The organism is Bacillus sp. YBsi01, from assembly GCF_038406745.1.
GTDB classification, from domain to species: Bacteria; Bacillota; Bacilli; order Bacillales; family Bacillaceae; genus Bacillus; species Bacillus siamensis.
Genome location: NZ_CP151679.1, coordinates 444,374 through 462,572, shown reverse-complemented (window position 1 = coordinate 462,572; position 18,199 = coordinate 444,374). Strand labels below are relative to the sequence as shown.

The 18,199-nt window shown below is 46.3% G+C and carries 17 protein-coding genes, 1 pseudogene and 2 riboswitches; of the genes and pseudogenes, 8 read left to right on the top strand and 10 right to left on the bottom strand.

Features of this window, described 5'->3' with window-relative positions:
* Positions 1-49: 49 nt before the first annotated feature.
* Positions 50-945, bottom strand: a pseudogene (locus tag AADZ70_RS02685) (TerC family protein).
* 131 nt (positions 946-1,076) lie between these two features.
* Positions 1,077-1,697 carry a DedA family protein gene (locus AADZ70_RS02680; RefSeq protein ID WP_342008039.1) on the bottom strand — a complete coding sequence of 207 codons (621 nt, stop codon included), beginning with the start codon at positions 1,695-1,697 and terminating at the stop codon, positions 1,077-1,079.
* Positions 1,698-1,846: 149 nt separating this feature from the next.
* Between AADZ70_RS02680 and AADZ70_RS02675 the strand changes: the two genes are divergently transcribed.
* The 3 genes from AADZ70_RS02675 to AADZ70_RS02665 are packed head-to-tail and all read left to right on the top strand — an operon-like array spanning position 1,847 to position 7,031.
* Positions 1,847-4,252 carry an EAL domain-containing protein gene (locus AADZ70_RS02675; protein ID WP_342007690.1) on the top strand — a complete coding sequence of 802 codons (2,406 nt, stop codon included), beginning with the start codon at positions 1,847-1,849 and terminating at the stop codon, positions 4,250-4,252.
* Positions 4,253-4,311: 59 nt separating this feature from the next.
* Positions 4,312-5,193: a Ku protein gene (locus AADZ70_RS02670; RefSeq protein ID WP_016936377.1), complete on the top strand. Its 882-nt coding sequence runs from the start codon at positions 4,312-4,314 to the stop codon at positions 5,191-5,193.
* Positions 5,194-5,195: 2 nt separating this feature from the next.
* On the top strand, positions 5,196-7,031 hold the full coding sequence (locus AADZ70_RS02665) for a DNA ligase D (protein WP_342007689.1): 1,836 nt from the start codon (positions 5,196-5,198) through the stop codon (positions 7,029-7,031).
* Positions 7,032-7,040: 9 nt separating this feature from the next.
* Here AADZ70_RS02665 and AADZ70_RS02660 read toward each other — a convergent pair whose 3' ends face one another.
* The 4 genes from AADZ70_RS02660 to AADZ70_RS02645 form a co-directional block, all read right to left on the bottom strand.
* Positions 7,041-7,595 carry a hypothetical protein gene (locus AADZ70_RS02660; protein WP_342007688.1) on the bottom strand — a complete coding sequence of 185 codons (555 nt, stop codon included), beginning with the start codon at positions 7,593-7,595 and terminating at the stop codon, positions 7,041-7,043.
* A 176-nt stretch (positions 7,596-7,771) separates the two neighbouring features.
* Positions 7,772-8,236: a MarR family transcriptional regulator gene (locus AADZ70_RS02655; RefSeq protein ID WP_007610911.1), complete on the bottom strand. Its 465-nt coding sequence runs from the start codon at positions 8,234-8,236 to the stop codon at positions 7,772-7,774.
* 142 nt (positions 8,237-8,378) lie between these two features.
* Positions 8,379-8,561 (bottom strand): Fur-regulated basic protein FbpA, encoded by a 183-nt coding sequence (locus AADZ70_RS02650; RefSeq protein WP_016936380.1) that lies wholly within the window; start codon positions 8,559-8,561, stop codon positions 8,379-8,381.
* Positions 8,562-8,650: 89 nt separating this feature from the next.
* Complete coding sequence (locus AADZ70_RS02645; protein ID WP_016936381.1) at positions 8,651-8,806, bottom strand: hypothetical protein; 156 nt, start codon at positions 8,804-8,806, stop codon at positions 8,651-8,653.
* 192 nt (positions 8,807-8,998) lie between these two features.
* Here AADZ70_RS02645 and tnrA point away from each other — a divergent pair, with 192 nt between their 5' ends.
* Entirely contained in the window at positions 8,999-9,331 is a 333-nt protein-coding gene (gene tnrA / locus AADZ70_RS02640) for a MerR family transcriptional regulator TnrA (RefSeq protein ID WP_003154734.1), read from the top strand.
* Between the two features lie 37 nt (positions 9,332-9,368).
* On the opposite strand, the gene mgtE is transcribed toward tnrA, so the two are convergent.
* The 3 genes from mgtE to AADZ70_RS02625 all read right to left on the bottom strand — a co-directional run bounded on the left by mgtE (position 9,369) and on the right by AADZ70_RS02625 (position 12,721).
* Complete coding sequence (mgtE, locus tag AADZ70_RS02635) at positions 9,369-10,724, bottom strand: magnesium transporter (RefSeq protein ID WP_045925675.1); 1,356 nt, start codon at positions 10,722-10,724, stop codon at positions 9,369-9,371.
* A 234-nt stretch (positions 10,725-10,958) separates the two neighbouring features.
* Positions 10,959-11,124, bottom strand: a riboswitch (M-box (ykoK) riboswitch).
* A 106-nt stretch (positions 11,125-11,230) separates the two neighbouring features.
* Positions 11,231-11,368: a transcriptional regulator SplA domain-containing protein gene (locus tag AADZ70_RS02630; protein ID WP_116746191.1), complete on the bottom strand. Its 138-nt coding sequence runs from the start codon at positions 11,366-11,368 to the stop codon at positions 11,231-11,233.
* 90 nt (positions 11,369-11,458) lie between these two features.
* Positions 11,459-12,721, bottom strand: a complete 1,263-nt coding sequence (locus AADZ70_RS02625; protein ID WP_047475345.1) for a glycosyl hydrolase family 18 protein — start codon at positions 12,719-12,721, stop codon at positions 11,459-11,461.
* Positions 12,722-12,869: 148 nt separating this feature from the next.
* Positions 12,870-12,983, top strand: a riboswitch (TPP riboswitch).
* Positions 12,984-13,164: 181 nt separating this feature from the next.
* On the opposite strand from AADZ70_RS02625, the gene AADZ70_RS02620 reads away from it, so the two are divergent.
* From AADZ70_RS02620 to AADZ70_RS02610, 3 genes are read left to right on the top strand one after another with little or no spacing between them, the layout of a single operon-like run.
* Positions 13,165-13,764: an ECF transporter S component gene (locus tag AADZ70_RS02620; RefSeq protein ID WP_342007687.1), complete on the top strand. Its 600-nt coding sequence runs from the start codon at positions 13,165-13,167 to the stop codon at positions 13,762-13,764.
* Positions 13,751-15,388, top strand: coding sequence for an energy-coupling factor transporter ATPase (locus tag AADZ70_RS02615; RefSeq protein ID WP_342007686.1), 1,638 nt, complete (start codon positions 13,751-13,753; stop codon positions 15,386-15,388). Before AADZ70_RS02620 ends, AADZ70_RS02615 begins: the two co-directional genes overlap by 14 nt.
* A complete protein-coding gene (locus AADZ70_RS02610) occupies positions 15,363-16,124 on the top strand; it encodes an energy-coupling factor transporter transmembrane component T (protein WP_099744333.1) in 762 nt (253 codons plus the stop codon). Before AADZ70_RS02615 ends, AADZ70_RS02610 begins: the two co-directional genes overlap by 26 nt.
* 45 nt (positions 16,125-16,169) lie before the next feature.
* On the opposite strand, the gene AADZ70_RS02605 is transcribed toward AADZ70_RS02610, so the two are convergent.
* A complete protein-coding gene (locus tag AADZ70_RS02605) occupies positions 16,170-17,003 on the bottom strand; it encodes an STAS domain-containing protein (RefSeq protein WP_264820035.1) in 834 nt (277 codons plus the stop codon).
* Between the two features lie 219 nt (positions 17,004-17,222).
* On the opposite strand from AADZ70_RS02605, the gene AADZ70_RS02600 reads away from it, so the two are divergent.
* Positions 17,223-18,182, top strand: a complete 960-nt coding sequence (locus tag AADZ70_RS02600) for a S8 family peptidase (protein WP_342007685.1) — start codon at positions 17,223-17,225, stop codon at positions 18,180-18,182.
* The last annotated feature ends 17 nt before the right edge of the window (positions 18,183-18,199 follow it).

The following is an 18,199-nucleotide window of genomic DNA, read 5'->3' as shown; positions in this document are numbered from 1 at the left end:
TAAAAAAGGGAACCTGTTTTTTGAAAAAACAGTCCCTTTAAGATTCCTTTTATGCATGTTCTCTTTCCGCCGTTGCCGCGTCCTGCTCTATTTGTTTTCTTCCTGACATAAACCATCCGCAAACCGCAATGGCTGCCAAAACCGTCCAGAAAATGATTTTCCAAGCCGCAGAATGAATAACATCCGCCGGAATGGCGCCGAGTTCCTCATGAGCCAGAGTATAAAGAGCGAGCTTCACGCCTACCCACCCGACAATAACAAATGCCGCCGTTTCAAGGCCCGGCCTGGTTTTTAATAAGGAAACAAACATTGACGCTGCAAAGCGCATGATGATTAAACCGATAACACCGCCGGCTAAAATAACGAGAAACTGACCGCCATCCAAGCCGCCGATGGCAGGAAGCGGCGTTTCCGGAAGCGTTACGGCAAGCGCGACCGCCGCTAAAATGGAGTCAACGGCAAAAGCGATGTCAGCCAGCTCCACTTTCAATACAGTCTGCCAAAATCCGCTCTCTTTCTGTGTTTTCTGCCCTGTGCCATGTTTGAATACATACCGCTTCAGCAAATGACTGACCGCGATGTAAAGCAGATATAAGGCGCCCAGGGCCTGAACCTGCCAGACATTCACCAGAAAAGAAATGGCGAACAGCGACCCGAAACGCAAAATAAATGCGCCCGCCAATCCGTAAAATAAAGCCTTCTTCCTTTGTTTTTCCGGAAGATGCTTCACCATCACAGCCATCACCAGCGCATTATCCGCCGCTAAAATCCCTTCCAGCCCGATTAAAACGAGAAGAACCCATCCATACTCCAATAATAATGCAAAGTCCAATCCATTCCCTCCGTTTCATTTCTATCATCCGAGCTTATACCGGCGTTTTTTTACGCAAAAAAGACCTTTGCCGATATAAGGCAAAGGTCTTGCTAGACATGAATGATTGGCATGCCAACAAAGCCGATGGATATGATCCATGAATTGACGACTTTGTTTCCGGAACATCCGGACGCTACTCCCCTTTGGGATTTCAAGAAATATTTTGTTTATACGCTCATGATAAAGCCTGTTTTATCATTTGTCAACGCTTAACTTTTTTAACAAATTGAGAAATTTTTTCTGTTTTATCCCGATGCTTTCCTCTCTTTAAAAGCAGATAAAAGACAAGAAGCAAGACAATGAATATACCGAGCGGCAGTATATATTGATCAAGAATGGAACCGACGCTTTTCCAATTTTCCCCGAGCTTCATTCCGAGGTATACGTAAACAAACGTAATCGGAAGCATCGCTGCATATGTATAAAGAGAAAACACCCAGACATTCATTTTCGCAATTCCGCACGGCAGAGAAATCAGCGTCCTGACCCCCGGTATAAAACGGCCGCTGAACGCTACCAAACCTCCGTGTTTCTGAAAGAAATGGTCTGATTTCTGAAGCGATTCGGGCTTTATCCATATATACTTTCCATACTTCAGCAAAAACGGCCGGCCCCCCAGCCTTCCGATTCCATATAAGACCAGCGGACCCGAAACACCGCCGAGCGATCCGGCAATCACGGCTCCGGCAAGCGTCATATCCCCTTTTGACACCCAGTAGCCCGCAAGCGGAAGTACAATTTCCGCCGGGATAAATTCTATACTCAGCGCCAAAAAAATTCCGGCGTAGGATAAGCTTTTAAACGCTTCTATTATTGTTATGATAAAACCTTCGATGATTTATCACTCCAGGCATTTGTATTCTGAATCTTAAGAAGCATTTTAACACAAAACCTCGAAACTGAAATATTTTTATGCCGCGCCGATATAAATGAGGATCGTTTCAGATCGGTAGTAGTAGGAGGAATCATCTTTTGGAATTACATGTACAATACAATGTCCCGCTTGTCGGGCTATCCATCCTGATTGCTTGTCTGGCGGCGTTTACTTCACTTGAAATTTCCAGAAAAATAACGCTCAAAACGGGGATTCACAGTAAGCTGTGGCTGTTTGCGGGTTCAGTTATCATGGGTTTCGGCATATGGTCAATGCACTTTGTCGGAATGCTTGCCGTTTATATGAACATGCATATGAATTATGAAGCTGTGCCGATGTTCTTTTCTGCAGCCGCCGCGATTTCCGGATCTTTTGCAGCTTTATACATCGTCAGCCGGAGAATCTTAACATTCAGCCGGCTGATTACCGGATCTGTTTTTATGGGAGCGGGAATTTCTCTCATGCATTACATGGGAATGTCGGCCATTTCCCGGGTAATGATTATGTATAATCCCTTTTTGTTCTGTATGTCTATTCTAATTGCCATGGCTTCTTCTTTCATTTCGCTGAAAGTATTTTTCGGTTTGGCAGCGAAGAAACCGACGGAACCTTTTACTTTTCACAAAATCATCGGTTCTGTTTTCATGGGCGCGGCCGTCTCAGGGATGCATTATACCGGAATGATGGCTGCCTCATTTTATGAAGACATGAGCAAGCCGGAAAACGATATGGAAATTCATTCGTTTCATTGGTCTGTTTTTATTACGCTGATCATCTTTTGTTTTCAGATGTTATTGTTTTTCAGCTCACATTTCGATCGTCAATTTTTCCGCTACAATGAACGGATGAAAGACCATGAACAGCGGTTCCAATCATTAATCAATCATAATATTGACCCTATTTTCATCCTATCTCCTGACGGTAAAATTCTTTACTCTAATGAAGCAGGAGCCGAGATGAAACACAATTTCGGACTGGACAGCCAAAATTGGCGCCGGCATATCAGTAGACAGCTGAAAGCCTATTTTAAACAGGTAAAAAAAGAACAGCAGGCCCTGCATATTGATGCTGATCTGAAAACAGACGTCGGCTTATTTTATATTAATGTTACCTTTATCCCCGTTTTGGTCGATAACGGACTGGACAGTGTATATGTCATCTGCAAAGACATGACCAAACAGCGGAAAGCCGAGAAGGACATTCACCGTATGGCGCATTATGATTCTTTGACAGACCTGCCGAACCGCCGGCATGCCGTTCAGCGGTTGACAGAAGTTCTGGCAAGAGATCATTCATTCGGACGCTTGACCGTTGTGTTCTTTCTCGATTTAAATCGGTTTAAAATTATTAACGATGCGCTCGGGCACAATGCTGGAGACGGACTTCTTCAATCAGCGGCTCAGAGACTCTCCTCCATCATCCCGGATAATGGTTTTATCGCCCGTCTTGGCGGTGATGAATTTATTATTATTTTAACTGATGTCCCTTCTGAGAACGATGACATTGATGATTTAGCAAAACAGATCATCCTGCAGTTCGAAAAACCGTTTACCATTCAGGAGCATGAGCTGATCACCTCCGTCAGCATCGGCATCGCTGTCTCTCCAAAAGACGGATCGGACGGGATGGAACTGATGAAAAAAGCCGATATGGCGATGTACGCCTGTAAAGACCGAAACAAAAGCAAATACAAATATTACTCTGCCCGAATCGGAGAAAAAGAAGCGAAAAAGCTTCGGCTTGAGATGGAGCTGAGAGAAGCGATTGAGAAAAAAAGGTTCGTCCTTCATTATCAGCCTCAATACAGCTCTTCTGATCAGCTCATCACGGGAGCTGAAGCGCTTCTGAGAGTGGCCGGCGCGGATGGGAAACTGAAGAATCCCGGAGACTTTATTCAGGCCGCCGAAGAAACCGGGCTGATTATTGACCTCGGCAAATGGATCATTACCGAGGCGTGCCGGCAGGCGAAGGAGTGGCATGAAAAAGGATACCACCTTCCAGTCGCCATTAATATTTCGGCCAAACAGTTTCAATCAGAAGAACTGGTTCCGTTTATTCAGAAAACACTTTCCCATTACAAGCTTCCTCCCCGGCTGCTTGAAGCAGAAGTGACCGAAAGCATGACAATGGAGGATCACGAGCACAGCAAAAAAGTGCTTACCGCACTAACTGAGCTGGGAATCAGTGTAAGCATCGATGATTTCGGAACGGGTCACAGTTCTCTCAGCTACTTGAAGGACTTTCCGATTCACAGATTGAAAATAGATAAATCATTTATAGATGATCTCCAGACACATCCTAAATCTGCGCAGATCACCGGCGCCATTATTGCCATGGGCCATCAGCTTTCTCTTCTAGTCGTTGCTGAAGGGGTTGAAACGGCGATGCAAAAAAAGATTTTAGATGAAAAAGGATGCGATTTTCTTCAGGGATACTATTTCAGCAGGCCATTGCCTCCTGAGGAGATTGAACGGCTCCTCAATGAAGCGCCGCGCCACCCATAAGTTTCTACACATGGAACGGACCCGATTATCCACAATAAAGAAAAAAGGAGTTTTTATTCATGCACACGATGTGGAAGGGTTCGATCAGTTTCGGCCTCGTCAATATCCCGGTCAAGCTCTTTGCGGCCACTGAAGATAAAGATATAAAATTCCGCAGTCTTCATAAAGAAGATCATGCGCCGATTAAATACGAAAAGATCTGTACCGGGTGTGAAAAGAGTCTGGAGCCGGATGAAATCGCTAAAGGCTATGAGTATGTAAAGGGAAAATACGTCATTTTGACAGACGAAGACCTGAAAGACGTAAAACAGGAACACGAAGAAAAAGCGGTTGAGATTGTTGACTTTGTCCAGCTGCAAGAGATTGATCCGATTTATTTTAACCGGTCTTATTATGTCGGCCCTGGAGACAACGGCACAAAAGCCTATACACTTTTGCGGGAAGCGCTGAGGACGACCGGTAAAATCGGGATTGCCTCTATTACGATCCGTTCTAAGCAGCAGCTTGCGATTCTTCGGGTGTATGACAACTGCATCGTGATGGAATCCATTCATTATCCGGATGAAGTCCGAAACGCCGGACATGTGCCGGGCGTTCCGGAGCAGACAGCCGTTAATGAAAAAGAGCTGCAGACGGCGATTACGTTAATTAATGAGCTGACAACCGAGTTTGAGCCAGAGCAATACGAAGACACATACCGGAAAGCCCTTCTCGCCAAAATTAATGATAAGCTTGAACATGAAGAAGCGGGCGTAACACCGGCTGCTGCCGGCCCGCGCGAAGATGTCATTGATCTTGTCAGCGCCCTTCAGGCAAGCATCGACCGGACGAAGCGGCCGAATCGCGAGCAGGCTGCACCGGCACGGACAAAAGACGCCGCACCTGCAGGCGGCGAAGGCAAAAAGCGGAAGACGACCAGACAAAAAGCCGGAACGTCTTAATCATGGTGCTGACGATGCAGCCGATTTTGACCTCTTCACCGCCCATAGGCAGTGAGTGGCGCTATGAGGTAAAGTATGACGGATTCCGCTGTCTTCTCCGCATAGACGAAAGCGGCGTCACATTGACCAGCAGAAACGGCCAGACGCTGACGAATCAATTTCCGGAAATCACGGCTTTTGCGGCACGGTGTTTTCAGCACATGAAAGACCGGTTCCCCATTACGCTTGACGGAGAGCTTGTCTATTTAATCAATCCGTACAGAGCGGACTTTGAACATATTCAAATCCGCGGGCGTTTAAAACGGGCAGAAGCCATTGAAACCACCGCCCATAGACGGCCGTGCCGCTTTCTGGCATTTGATCTCCTGGTTCTGGAAGGTGCCGGCACCGTCTCATTGCCGTATGTGAAGCGGAAGTGCGCCCTTTTCAAACTGTTTGAAGAAGCAAATCTTCCGAAAAGCCCCCATCACTTAGCGGAGGAAGCGATTCAGTACATTCCGGAGCACACTGACTTTAAAGCGCTCTGGGACAAGGTCGTCCGGCATGACGGAGAAGGAATAGTAGCAAAAAGAGCAGCAAGCGGCTGGGCGGAAAATAAACGGTCTCCCGACTGGCAGAAGTATAAACATATGAAAACGGCTCATGTGCTATTAACCGGGTTTAATCCGAAGAACGGGTATGTGACGGCCTCGGTATTAAAAGACGGCACCATTGTCCCGATCGCTTCCGTTTCCCACGGCATGCAGGCGGAAGAAAAAAACGCCGTCAGAACCATTATGGAGACTCACGGCAAAAAACAAAAAAGCGGCGAGTATACACTTGAGCCTTCCATCTGTATGACCGTGCAGTATTTAACCATATTGCAGGACACGCTGCGTGAAGTATCTTTTGTTTCTTTTCAGTTTGAAATGGATTGGACTGAATGTACGTATCAGCAGCTTATCCTCCGTTCTAAAACGCTGCCGCCGAAACTGCAGTTCACAAGCCTGGACAAGACCGTTTTTAAGAAGTCTGAAAAAAAGAAAGAGGATTTCCTTTGCTATATGGTGAAGATGAGCGATTTTCTTATGCCCTTTCTTAAAGATCGGGCCGTCACGGTGATCCGTTATCCGCATGGGGCGCCGGGCGAATCTTTTGCTCAAAAAAACAAACCGGATTACACGCCTGACTTTGTCTCAAGCGTATTGGACGGGAGCCACGAACACATCGTATGCAGCAGCGTACCGTCTCTTTTATGGCTCGCCAATCAGCTGGCGCTGGAATTTCACGTTCCGTTTCAGACCGTGCATTCCAAAAGGCCCGCAGAAATCGTCATTGACCTTGATCCTCCGTCAAGGAACGATTTTCCTATGGCCGTGGAGGCGGCGCATGTGCTGAAACAGCTGTTTGACTCATTCAGCATTACATCATTCCCGAAGCTCTCCGGGAATAAAGGCATTCAGCTCTACATCCCGCTTTCACCGGAAGCATTCACCTATGAGGAGACCCGTGCGTTCACAATGCTCATCGCCGATTATTGCGTCAGGACGCGTCCGGATCTTTTTACGACAGAGCGGTTTATCAAAAACCGAAACGGCAGGCTCTACCTTGATTATTTGCAGCATGCCGAAGGAAAAACGATCATCGCTCCTTATTCGACCCGGGGCAATGAACTAGGAACGGTTGCCGCCCCTCTTTATTGGAACGAAGTCAACTCCTCTTTAACACCCGATGATTATACGATTGATACAGTGGTGAATCGGGTCAGGACAGAGGGAGATCCGTTTTATGATTTTTACCGGAATCCGCAGGACGACCCGATTTCAAACGTGCTTGAGCAAATCAAGAGAAAGAGCTGACGCTTTTCGTCAGCTCTTTTCAGTCTGATACGTGCACATCAGTTTTTCTTTGGAAATGAATAAATAGCAGGAATAAGGAATGTTTTTGAGGGTGAGCTGTTTTTCAGTAAAATATAAAATCGGAATATGTGCCGCTTTTTTAAACAGCCTGTAGCAGCAGCTGGACGGCTTTATCACATCAAATCCGAGTCTTGCCGCCCCTTTATGAAGCATTGTAATGCCGACGACGCCTTTAATCTCGTCTTTCCGTTTATGCTGGTTAATATAATCAGCTAAATGAGGCATGGATTGATAAACCTTCTGATATAGCATAATCCCCCTTCTGACCGCGCTTTCAATAGGCTGCAGCTCTTTCAGGAGTTTGACGTTATGAAGATGAATCTTGACTAACACGTCGTTTTTTTTAATTCTGGTTCCGTCGCTCAGGATGACCTCTTTCCCTCTATATCTTGTCAAACGAACGCGGAATACATTCGATTGCCGTTTATCAATCAGCGTCAGCCGGGTAAAGAAGAAATAAAGCGGATCAAGTAAGTACCATATAGTCAGCAGACAGCTTCTCACACGTTCACCTTCTTTATATTCAAAGCACTTTCATATTTTGGCATGGGGCATGTCACATTATGATTGGTAAATAATGATGCCGCCCTGTATCAGCATATGCAAAATCGGCTTCAGGCTCTACCGTCGGACAGAAAAAAACACTCTCCTTGAAGAAGAGTGTTTGTATCCGCTTTCTTTTAACGGAAAAGCAAGTGCTGGCTGTGAATCCCCGCTTTTTTCAATAAGGCGATCAGCTGTTCCTGTTCCTCAGGCATAAGTCCTGAAAACGCTCTCGCAATTCTCAATGAATGAATCGGATAAATTTTGTCTAAATACTCATTTCCTTTATCAGTTAAATGGGCGTAAACAGACCGTTTGTCCTTCGGGTCTTGTTCTCTGACCAAAAACCCGTTTCTTTCAAGCTTGTCGATGACATAGGTGACATTCCCGCTGACAAGCAAAAGACGCGACCCGATTTGCTGGAGCTTTTGCGGGCCTCTCGTATACAGCAGCTCCAAAACGGCAAATTCAGTCGGATTAAAACCGTGTTCTTTACTGTCGCGGATGCTGTGTTCAGACACACTTTTGAAAGCCCTTGCAAAAACTTTGTACAAATTCATCGAACGCATCACTTCTTCTTCATTAAATGATAATCTCATCATATCTACCCCGTATTTAAGATTTTTATAAAAAAATAATGTAAACCCTTACAATTCATAAGAGTCGTTCTTTGTTTTATATTCTATTCGTGCCGTTTTTCAGAATTCCTTCTTTTTTATATAAAAAAATACCCTTATACATCATTTAATTTGTATAAGGGTTTCGTTCTTTATAGGGAATGTTCCGAAAAAAATACGCGTATTCCTTTCTCAGCTCCGTGATTGTCATGGAGTTCAGTATTTCTTTCGTATAGACTCCGATCTGAAGAAGCTTTTTGGAATAATGGTTTCTCTCTTTGTCCAGTGCATTTTGAAACAAATGACTCATGACGCCCTCCTTTGTTTTCCGTTATTCTATGATCAGAATACCGCTTTTATTTCAATGACGTATGAAGCCATTGTAAAACTTATGTGGAATTATGATGTTTTTCGGTAAAGTCCGTTCTGGACGGCTCTGAGCAGCGGAAAAGCATGTTCCCCGGCAATCTGCATAAACGTCTCGAGCATTTCATCGCGTTTCATATCTAATTCAATGATTTCTTTTGCCAGCGAAACCGCTTTTTCTTTCTCCATTCATATCCTTCCTCTCATTGTATCTGTAAAGTAAGCATAAAACGGGATACAGAGCCATGCATTAACCTTGTTAATTTTTCTGACGCTTTTTTTCTAAAATCTTCTATTTCACGTCAGAAAACCTGACAAGCGTCAGGTTTTTTCTCTTTTTTTCTTATATAATATGAGTAAAAGACATCCAGGGGTGGAAAAATGACGACAGACGAACAATCTTACAAAGATAAAAAAGTAATCTCGATCGGCATTGTAAGCGAATTAACCGGATTGTCAGTCAGGCAGATCAGATACTATGAAGAACGGAAATTAATTTACCCGCAGCGCTCATCGCGGGGAACGAGAAAATATTCCTTCGCGGACGTTGAGCGGCTGATGGATATTGCCAACAAGCGTGAGGACGGCGTACAGACGGCTGAGATTTTAAAAGACATGCGCAAAAAAGAGCAGGCCCTCAAAAACGACCCGCAGCTCCGCAAGAAAATGTTGGAAGGACAACTTAATGCTCATTTTAAATATAAAAACCGCTGACAAAAAAAGTCCGCCTCCTAATGAGACGGACCTTTTTTTATAAAGCATGAAGAAATGCAGTTGCAATGCCGAAATAAATTAATAAGGACAAAATATCGTTCAGCGTCGTAATCAGCGGCCCGGATGCAATCGCCGGGTCTATGTTCAGTTTATGAAGAATAATAGGGACGATCGTTCCGGCCATCGTACCGATAATCAGCGTTGCAAGCAGCGATGAACCGACGACGAAACCGAGCGTTAAGTCTTTCTGCCAGACGGTTGCGACAATTGTAATCGCAATCGCACAGACAATACCGATGTAGATGCCGGCTCTTAATTCCCGGAAAATCAGCTTAAAGATGGTTTTTTTATTCATTTCTTCTTTAGCCAATCCTCTGATAACGACAGCGAGCGACTGTGTGCCTGTATTTCCCGTCGTTCCCGCGATCATCGGCATGAAAAATGCGAGGGCGACCACTTTTTGCAATGTATCTTCAAAATAATTCAGGATGCTTCCGGAAATCAATCCGATAAACAAAAGGAGAATGAGCCACGGCAAGCGGCGGTACGCCGCCACGTACGCTTTCGTATCAAATGTAATCGCCTTACCGGAGGCGGCGAATTTTTCGTAATCTTCATCAGCCTCTTTAATCACGACGTCGATAATATCATCGACAGTGACGATGCCGACAAGCACATTATTTTCTTCAACGATGGGAATGGCTAAAAAGTCATACCGCTGGATCAGCCGGGCGACTTCTTCCTGATCCTGGAGCACCCCGGCCGAGATGACACGCGTAAACATGAGATCCTGCACTTTATCGTCAGGCTCGCCGAGAATTAAATCTCTGTAAGACAGCACCCCGACAAGCTGCTTGCTGTCATTAATCACGTACAAGTAGTTAATTGATTCTGCGATTTCCGCAAAGCTTTTCAGCTTCACGACCGCATCTTTTACTGTATAATGCTGCGGAATCCAGACAAAGCGGTTCGTCATCATCCGGCCCGCGGATTCTTGCGGATAGTTCATCAAAAGCTGTACGGCCTTTGATTCCTCGGCCTCCATGCTGGACAAAAGCTGCTCTTTCAGCTCTTCATCCATCTCTTCCAGCAAAGCGGCGAGATCGTCGTTATCCATTTTATTCATTGCGAGAGTGGCTTTCGTTTTACCGACTTTATGGAGAACGGCAAGCTGAAATTCCCGCTCCAGCTCTCCGATCATATCGGTGATGTCATCAACCGTCATATATGACAGATAGCGGGCCCGGTGCTTTTCCGGCATTTCTTTAAATAAAAAGGCCATATCATAGGGCTGAAGCTCGTCTATCATGTTTCGGAATTCTTTTATTTTTCCGTCCCGCAATAAAATGATAATGCGTAATATGAGTTCGTCATAGGTCATGTTTTGGACCATCGGGACTCGTACCTCCTTTACGGAGACGCGCCGTCCGTCAAGGGAAGTGCGGCGGTTTGTCTCCTCATCATGTCGTCACTGGTTATCTGGCTGTATATGGGTACTTCTTCTGACATACTCGAATGGGGAGAATCCATACTCCGCACCTCCTTATCATGCTCAGTCATGTACGTTTTGAGGCATAAAAAAAACCTTCCGAAATGAAGGCGAAAACAAGCACGGCAAATAAACGTGCGGGGCCTTCATTCGTAGAGCTTTAGCACTGTATGGCATAGGACAATCATCCAGCTGCGTTAAGAATCACCTTATGTCGATGATTCCTGTTGACCCATTGGCGTCTTTGGACATTTTTGGGCAGCAGCGTATCTCCATACAGGAGCCTCACCTAACGAAGTTGTTATTTGAATTGACACACTGAGATTACAGAAAAAAAAGGAATGTGTCAACCTTTAAATTGTTATTTCAGCATATGCCTATAAAATAAACGGAATAAAGGCATAAAGCCCTTATTCCGGCAAATCGCTTTCATCTTCTTCTGAAAGTAAATGATATGATTCATGCAGCATGAGCGCGTATTCCCCTTCTTTTGTCGGGTGCGGTACATACTCAGCCTCGTTGATATACTGCTCTTCCCTTTTCTTCACAGAACAGACCTCCTTTTCAACTTTAGATTGTCCAAAAGAAGATCCGTTATCATAAGAAAGAAAAACTTCCGCAAAAGCGGGACAATGCAGCTATATCTTTCGGATTGTGAAAAAGTTCCGCAACAGCCACGGACCCGGTTTGAAGCCGAGCGTTAATTGCCACGCGCCGATCGCCTGCAGTCCGAATTCCCGCACGAGAACCATTTTTTCACTCATGCTCCGCACATCCTCGAACCATACTTCATGCGTTCTTCCATTTTCATCCGTATACCGGAAGTAAGGGGAACGATCCCTCTGAGAGTAGCGGATCACTGATTGATATTTCATGGCGGTTTCCATGGCGCGCTGATTGGAGATCGCCGATCCGATCGTCCCGGGGCGGTACGGAATCACCCAATCATATCCGTACAGCGGCACACCGAGAATCACCTTTCTTCTCGGCACCCTGCTGATGGCAAAATGGATGGTTTCTCTGACCTCCGTCAAAGGCGCTACGGGTCCCGGCTCACTGCCGGCATGGTGCCAGTCGTACGCCATGATGAACATATAATCGACGACGGCTCCGATTCCGCCGTAATCATATCCCCTCAGCCACGGCACCGCTTCATTTGTTTTCGCCGGAACCGATATCGTTAGCGCGAGCTGGTGCTCTGAGAGCCTGGTTTTTAACTGCCGGAGAAATCCTGTAAACAGGTCCCGGTCGGCTTCCCTGATCCGTTCAAAATCAATATTGACACCGCCGTATCCCTTTCTTACGGTCAGGTAGACGATATTATTGACGAGGTTCGTTCTCGCCGTCGGGTTCTGCAGGACTTGATGGGCTAATTCCGGGCTGAACCCTCCTTCTGTCAGATTCGTGATAACCGCAAGCGGCCGCACCCTGTTTTGCCATGTAGTTTCTATCGCGGTTCTGTCGTTTAAATCATTCATGATATCTCCGTTCGGGCCAAAATGATATTCAAACAAAGAAATCGCCGATGAATAGGGTGCAAAATCATTAATGAGCTCTCTGTCCGCTTCAGGTGTCCGAATGACATAAAATTGCAGGGTTCCCGCCAGATAGTTGGAGATATCCGGAATTCTCACTTTCAAACCCGGCCGCAGCCGGTTCGGCGGAATATCCGGGTTTGCCTGCATCAGCTGCATCTGCGGCACATAAGTTTTACTTGCGATAACGGCATACGTATCATTCGGCTGAACCGTATATTCATTAAGAGGGATCAAAAGCGCCTGCCCCGGAACGATATTCGTTTCCTCAAGCCCGTTGACGCTTCTGATGCTGTCAACAGGGTATCCGTACTTTCTGCTGATGGAAAATAACGAGTCGCCAGACTGCACTGTATGAACAAACATAGATGTCCTCCGTTTCCTTTTGATCAAAAGGGCTCTTCTTATCTTTATGAATGATCTTCCGGTCCGATTCCAAACTCTGTTTAGAGAAAGGCTGTTTACAAATCACACATGATCAACTATGATGATGTCATCATAAAAAACTGTATAGGAAACGCACTAGGGGTGCTGTTATTGGCTGAGATAAAACATGCGGCAGGCGTGTTTTGATCCCTTATAACCCGATCTGGATAATACCAGCGTGGGGAAGTGCAGATTGACCGGAGCGCAGGGTTTTTTCCATGCGTTTTCGTTCTGCTGCTGCATATTCCCTCGGATATGCAGTTTTTTATTTTTCATTAAAAAACGGGGGAGGACACTGCAATATGAAACTTACGATCAATCGTCTTTCGTAAAATCAACTCTTTCATACATACGACTATCCGATAAGAAAGCAGGAGATCACAATGAAAAATTGGAAAATGAGAGAAATTGTCGTCATGTCCGTCATCAGTGTTGTATTTGCTGTCGTTTATTTATTATCAACTCATGCAAGCAATATAGCGGCAGGGTTTTTCGGCCGGATGAGCTACGAACCGATTTACGGTATTTGGTTTATCGTCTCGGTGATTGCCGCCTACATTATTCAAAAACCGGGAGCGGCGCTCATTTCTGAAATCATCGCCGCATTTGTGGAGTGTTTACTCGGAAATCCGTCAGGGCCGATGGTAATTCTGATCGGCATCGCGCAGGGAATCGGTGCGGAAGCGGTCTTTTTTGCGACACGCTGGCGGGTGTATACCCTGCCCGTGCTCCTTTTATCCGGTATGGGGTCTTCTGTTGCGAGCTTCATTTATGACTTGTTCATTTCCGGATACTCTGTTTTGAATCCGGGTTTATTAGCCGTCATGCTTCTCATCCGCCTGGTCTCAGGTGCGCTTCTTGCCGGCCTTCTCGGCAAAGCAATCAGTGATGCGCTGGCTTACACAGGGGTGCTGAACGTCATGGCGCTCGGAAAAGAATTCAAGAAGAAAAAGAAACAGGTGAATCAAGATGCAGGCATCTGAACCCCTTCTATCGGCCCGCCGTCTTACCTTTTCTTATGAGCAGGATGAGAAGCCGGTTTTTCAAGACGTGTCATTTCAGCTCCGCAAAGGAGAACGGGTTTTATTGCTCGGGCCGAGCGGATGCGGCAAAAGCTCGCTCGCACTTTGTTTAAACGGTCTGTACCCGGAAGCCTGCGATGCGGTTCAAACGGGAACCGTTTCCTTATACGGAACACCTCTTTCGGACCTGTCAGAACCCGCCGCCCGATCCATCGGGGTCGTGTTTCAAGATCCGGATCAGCAGTTTTGCATGCTGACGGTTGAAGATGAAATAGCCTTCGGTCTGGAAAATTTGCAATATACAAAAGAAGAGATGGACTCAATTATTGAGGACGTTTTGGAAAAATTAGAAATCACTCATCTGAAAACACGGACGATCGCCTCGCTGTCAGGCGGTTCAAAACAAAAGGTCGCGCTCGCCTGTATCATTGCGATGGAACCGGAACTCATTATTTTAGACGAACCGACGGCACAGCTTGATCCATATTCCGTGCGTGAATTGGTGCGGCTGATCAAAGAACTGCAGGCCGAAAAAGGCTTCGGACTTCTCGTTATTGAGCATCAGCTTGATCATTGGGCGCCGTGGATGGACAGGACGATTGTCCTTGACGGAACGGGTCAGAAGGTGATGGACGGAGAGACGGGCTCGATCTTTGAAACAAAACTTGAAGAGCTGACGCAGCTCGGCATTCCGATTCCGCGGGTGATCTCATTGCAGAAGCACGTCAGCATCCCTTTTACATTGTGCAAAGAAAGACTGTTTCAAGAACCTGTACCGCCCTTTCCCGGCCCCCGGCCCGCCGCGCTTTCGGCAGAGGACGCGCTGAGTGTTCACGGGCTGTCATTCATAAGAGGAACGGACATCATTTTTCAGGACGTGAGCTTTTCCGTAAAAAAAGGGTCAATCACCGCGATTGCCGGCCCTAACGGAACCGGAAAATCAACGCTCCTGTCCGCCGCGGCCAAGCTCATCCGTCCTGTGAGCGGAGACATCAAAATAGACGGCAGACCGGTAGATTCCTATTCGGAAAAAGAGCTTCGGCGGCTGGTGGGGTATGTTTTCCAAAATCCTGAACACCAGTTTGTCACAGATTCCGTCATTCAAGAGCTGCTGTTCGGCTTTGAAAACGGTCAAGCCGCAAAGGAGAAAGCTCTTCAGCTCTTAACCCGGTTCGGCCTGAGACGCTATGCCTCACAGCATCCGTTCTCTTTAAGCCAAGGACAAAAACGCAGGCTCAGCGTCGCCACGATGCTTATGCATCAGGTGAAAGTTTTGCTGCTTGATGAACCGACTTTCGGGCAGGACGCAAAAACGGCGCGTGAGTGCATGCTGATGCTTCAGGAGATCCAAAAGGAAGGAACGGCCGTTTTAATGGTGACACATGATATGGAGCTCGTCTCAGATTATGCCGATACGATCGTTGTGCTCTGCGGCACGAAGCTTGTGTACCGCGGAACGCCCGACTCATTGTTTTCTGATCATATCGGAATCGCGGAGCGGACGCATTTAGCTTTGCCCCTGCGGTATGAATGGATGAAACACGACAGGAGGCGGAGAAATGAACCTGCGGCTGGAGGCTGTTAACCCGTCAATTAAGGCGGCGGCTGTTTTGTTATGCGTCATTATGCTTTCGTTTATTTATAACCCGTACACGCCTGCTTTGTTTTATATTATCATTGCCGGAGGCGTCCTTTTGGCGGGACGTGTGCCGCTGAAAAAATGGCTGCTGTTTACGGTTCCGTTTGTCATTCTTGCCTTCGGTTCTTTATGGACAGCCGCCGTATTCGGAAACGTCCCGACAACCGAAAGCAATCTGCTGTTTAAGCTCGGACCGATTGCCGTCAACAGTGATAATGCGGCGCTCGGGATTTCTATCGCGTTTCGTATTTTATGTTTTTCCGCTTTGTCGATGATGTTTCTTTTCACAACCGATCCGATTCTGTTTATGCTCAGTCTGATTCAGCAATGTAAGCTCCCGCCGAAGCTTGCTTACGGCGTGATCGCCGGGTTCCGGTTTCTTCCTCTTCTGAAAGATGAAATCCTGATTATCAGACAGGCGCACAGAATCAGAGGCGCGGCATCTGATTCCGGGCTGAAAGGAAAGCTCTTTGCCTTCAGGCGCTTTACCATCCCGCTTTTGGCAGGCGCCATCAGAAAGGCGGAACGCACAGCGATCGCAATGGAATCTAAAGGCTTTACAGGGAGCCGAAACCGCACGTTTTACAGAACGGTTACTGTGCGCCGCGCCGACTGGTTCTTTTTCATGCTCGTGCTCCTTTTATTCGGCGCAAGCTGTCTCATTTCACTGTTGTTTGTATAAAAACAGGCCGCCGGAGTGATTCGGCAGCCTGTTCTTATATGTATGTTACTGATGATAATTGAGAGCCTGGGCGAGGTTGGATTTAATCGTAATATCCGAGAAATTAATACCGAGCTGTACGGCGGTTTGGGCAATTTCCGGCCTGATCCCGGATAAAGTGGACGAAACGCCGATCAGGTTCAGCGCCTCAATTAATTTAAAAATCTGGTGCGCCACCATTGTATCGACAACCACTACGCCCGACAAGTCGATTAACAGATGCTCAATCAGCCGGTTTGCACATGTACTCAGCGTATTTTCAAGAATGTATTTGGCGCGTTGCGTGTCAATATTGCCGACAAGCGGCAGAAGACCAGTCCGATTGCTCAGCGTAATAACCGGCGAGCTTAATTCTAAAATCATTTCTCTTTGCGCATTCAGCTGCATTTTCGAATTATATTCGGCGTGATCGACAAAGGTGTAAATCGTAAAATCAAATACTTGAACGATTAAATTCTCCCATCTCTTCCTTTCTCCCTCGGCAAACGAAGATTCATGTTTATCGGCAAACGCATCATAATAACTGATGTACAGTCTCCGGTTTCTCATGAATTCACGGACCACATACTGGACCGGGGTATCCAGATGCTTCTGGTCTTTCGCAAGCTCAATCACCCATCGCTCAAACTCTTCTAAAAATTCTTTTTCCGGCATGATATACATTTTATTAATATGCCGGTAAAATTCTTTATCTTGCTCCATCAGTTCTTCTATGATGACGGGATTTGTCAAAGAGTAAATCGAATTCGGATCCGAATCTTCCATCGTTTCAATCCATTCTTTCGCAATTTGATCCACCCGTTCGGAAAAATAGTCGTACAATGCTTCACTTATCTTCATACCTCTTCTCCTTTCCCATTTCCAATTATAGCGTCAGCTGGTGCCGAATCAAAATAAAAGCCGTTGAACCATCCAATTATTTGAAATTATTTAGTGCAATAGATTGCGCCTTTTTTATGAAAATGCTTCAAATGACTCTTTCCGAACGGCATAATCTGCCATAAAATAGTAGCAACACCCTTGAATCCACTCGCAAGCATAAAAAAGGAGGGCTTTTTTATGAATGGTGAAATGCGGTTGATTCCTTATGTCACGGATGAGCAGATCATGGATGTGAACGAGCTTCCTGAGGGTATTAAAGTGATTAAGGCGCCAGAATTGTGGGCAAAAGGGTTTAAAGGAAAGGATATTAAAATCGCGGTGCTTGATACAGGCTGCGACATTAATCATCCTGATTTGAAAGACCGGGTTATCGGCGGAAAAAACTTCACCGATGATGACGAAGGCAAAGAAGACGCGATTTCCGATTACAACGGCCACGGGACACATGTTTCCGGAACGATTGCCGCCAATGATTCAAACGGCGGAATTTCAGGTGTTGCGCCGGAAGCGAGCCTTTTAATCGTTAAAGTTCTCGGCGGTCAAAACGGCAGCGGTAAATACGAATGGATCATTAACGGCATCAACTACGCCGTTGAACAAAAGGCGGACATTATTTCCATGTCACTCGGCGGACCGAACGATGTGCCTGAACTGAAAGAAGCCGTCTCAAATGCGGTAAAAAGCGGTGTACTGGTCGTTTGCGCAGCAGGAAATGAAGGTGACGGAGACGAGCGGACAGAAGAACTGTCGTATCCGGCCGCTTACAACGAAGTGATCGCCGTCGGATCAGTCTCAATCGCCCGTAAATCGTCAGAATTTTCAAACGCAAATAAAGAAATTGACCTCGTGGCGCCCGGAGAAAACATTCTCTCCACCCTTCCCAACCATAAATACGGGAAGCTGACGGGCACTTCAATGGCCGCCCCGCACGTGAGCGGAGCGCTGGCCTTAATAAAAGGGCTTGAACAGGACTCGTTTCAGCGGACGCTTTCTGAAGCCGAAATTTATGCCCAGCTTGTGCGGCGTACTCTTCCTTTGAACATCTCTAAAACATTGGCCGGGAACGGGTTTCTGTATTTAGACGCGCCTGATGTGCTCCTGGAAAGAGCCGAACAGGCACAGCTGCTGTCTTTCTGATATTTTTCTCATATAAT

Coding starts and splice junctions, on each gene's coding strand:
- tnrA (WP_003154734.1), top strand. CDS start 8,999: ATGACGACAGACGAACAATCTTACAAAGATAAAAAAGTAATCTCGATC.
- AADZ70_RS02665 (WP_342007689.1), top strand. CDS start 5,196: ATGGTGCTGACGATGCAGCCGATTTTGACCTCTTCACCGCCCATAGGC.
- AADZ70_RS02600 (WP_342007685.1), top strand. CDS start 17,223: ATGAATGGTGAAATGCGGTTGATTCCTTATGTCACGGATGAGCAGATC.
- AADZ70_RS02650 (WP_016936380.1), bottom strand. CDS start 8,561: ATGAGTCATTTGTTTCAAAATGCACTGGACAAAGAGAGAAACCATTAT.
- AADZ70_RS02645 (WP_016936381.1), bottom strand. CDS start 8,806: ATGGAGAAAGAAAAAGCGGTTTCGCTGGCAAAAGAAATCATTGAATTA.
- mgtE (WP_045925675.1), bottom strand. CDS start 10,724: ATGGTCCAAAACATGACCTATGACGAACTCATATTACGCATTATCATT.
- AADZ70_RS02620 (WP_342007687.1), top strand. CDS start 13,165: ATGAAAAATTGGAAAATGAGAGAAATTGTCGTCATGTCCGTCATCAGT.
- AADZ70_RS02610 (WP_099744333.1), top strand. CDS start 15,363: ATGAACCTGCGGCTGGAGGCTGTTAACCCGTCAATTAAGGCGGCGGCT.
- AADZ70_RS02605 (WP_264820035.1), bottom strand. CDS start 17,003: ATGAAGATAAGTGAAGCATTGTACGACTATTTTTCCGAACGGGTGGAT.
- AADZ70_RS02670 (WP_016936377.1), top strand. CDS start 4,312: ATGCACACGATGTGGAAGGGTTCGATCAGTTTCGGCCTCGTCAATATC.
- AADZ70_RS02655 (WP_007610911.1), bottom strand. CDS start 8,236: ATGATGAGATTATCATTTAATGAAGAAGAAGTGATGCGTTCGATGAAT.
- AADZ70_RS02615 (WP_342007686.1), top strand. CDS start 13,751: ATGCAGGCATCTGAACCCCTTCTATCGGCCCGCCGTCTTACCTTTTCT.
- AADZ70_RS02625 (WP_047475345.1), bottom strand. CDS start 12,721: ATGTTTGTTCATACAGTGCAGTCTGGCGACTCGTTATTTTCCATCAGC.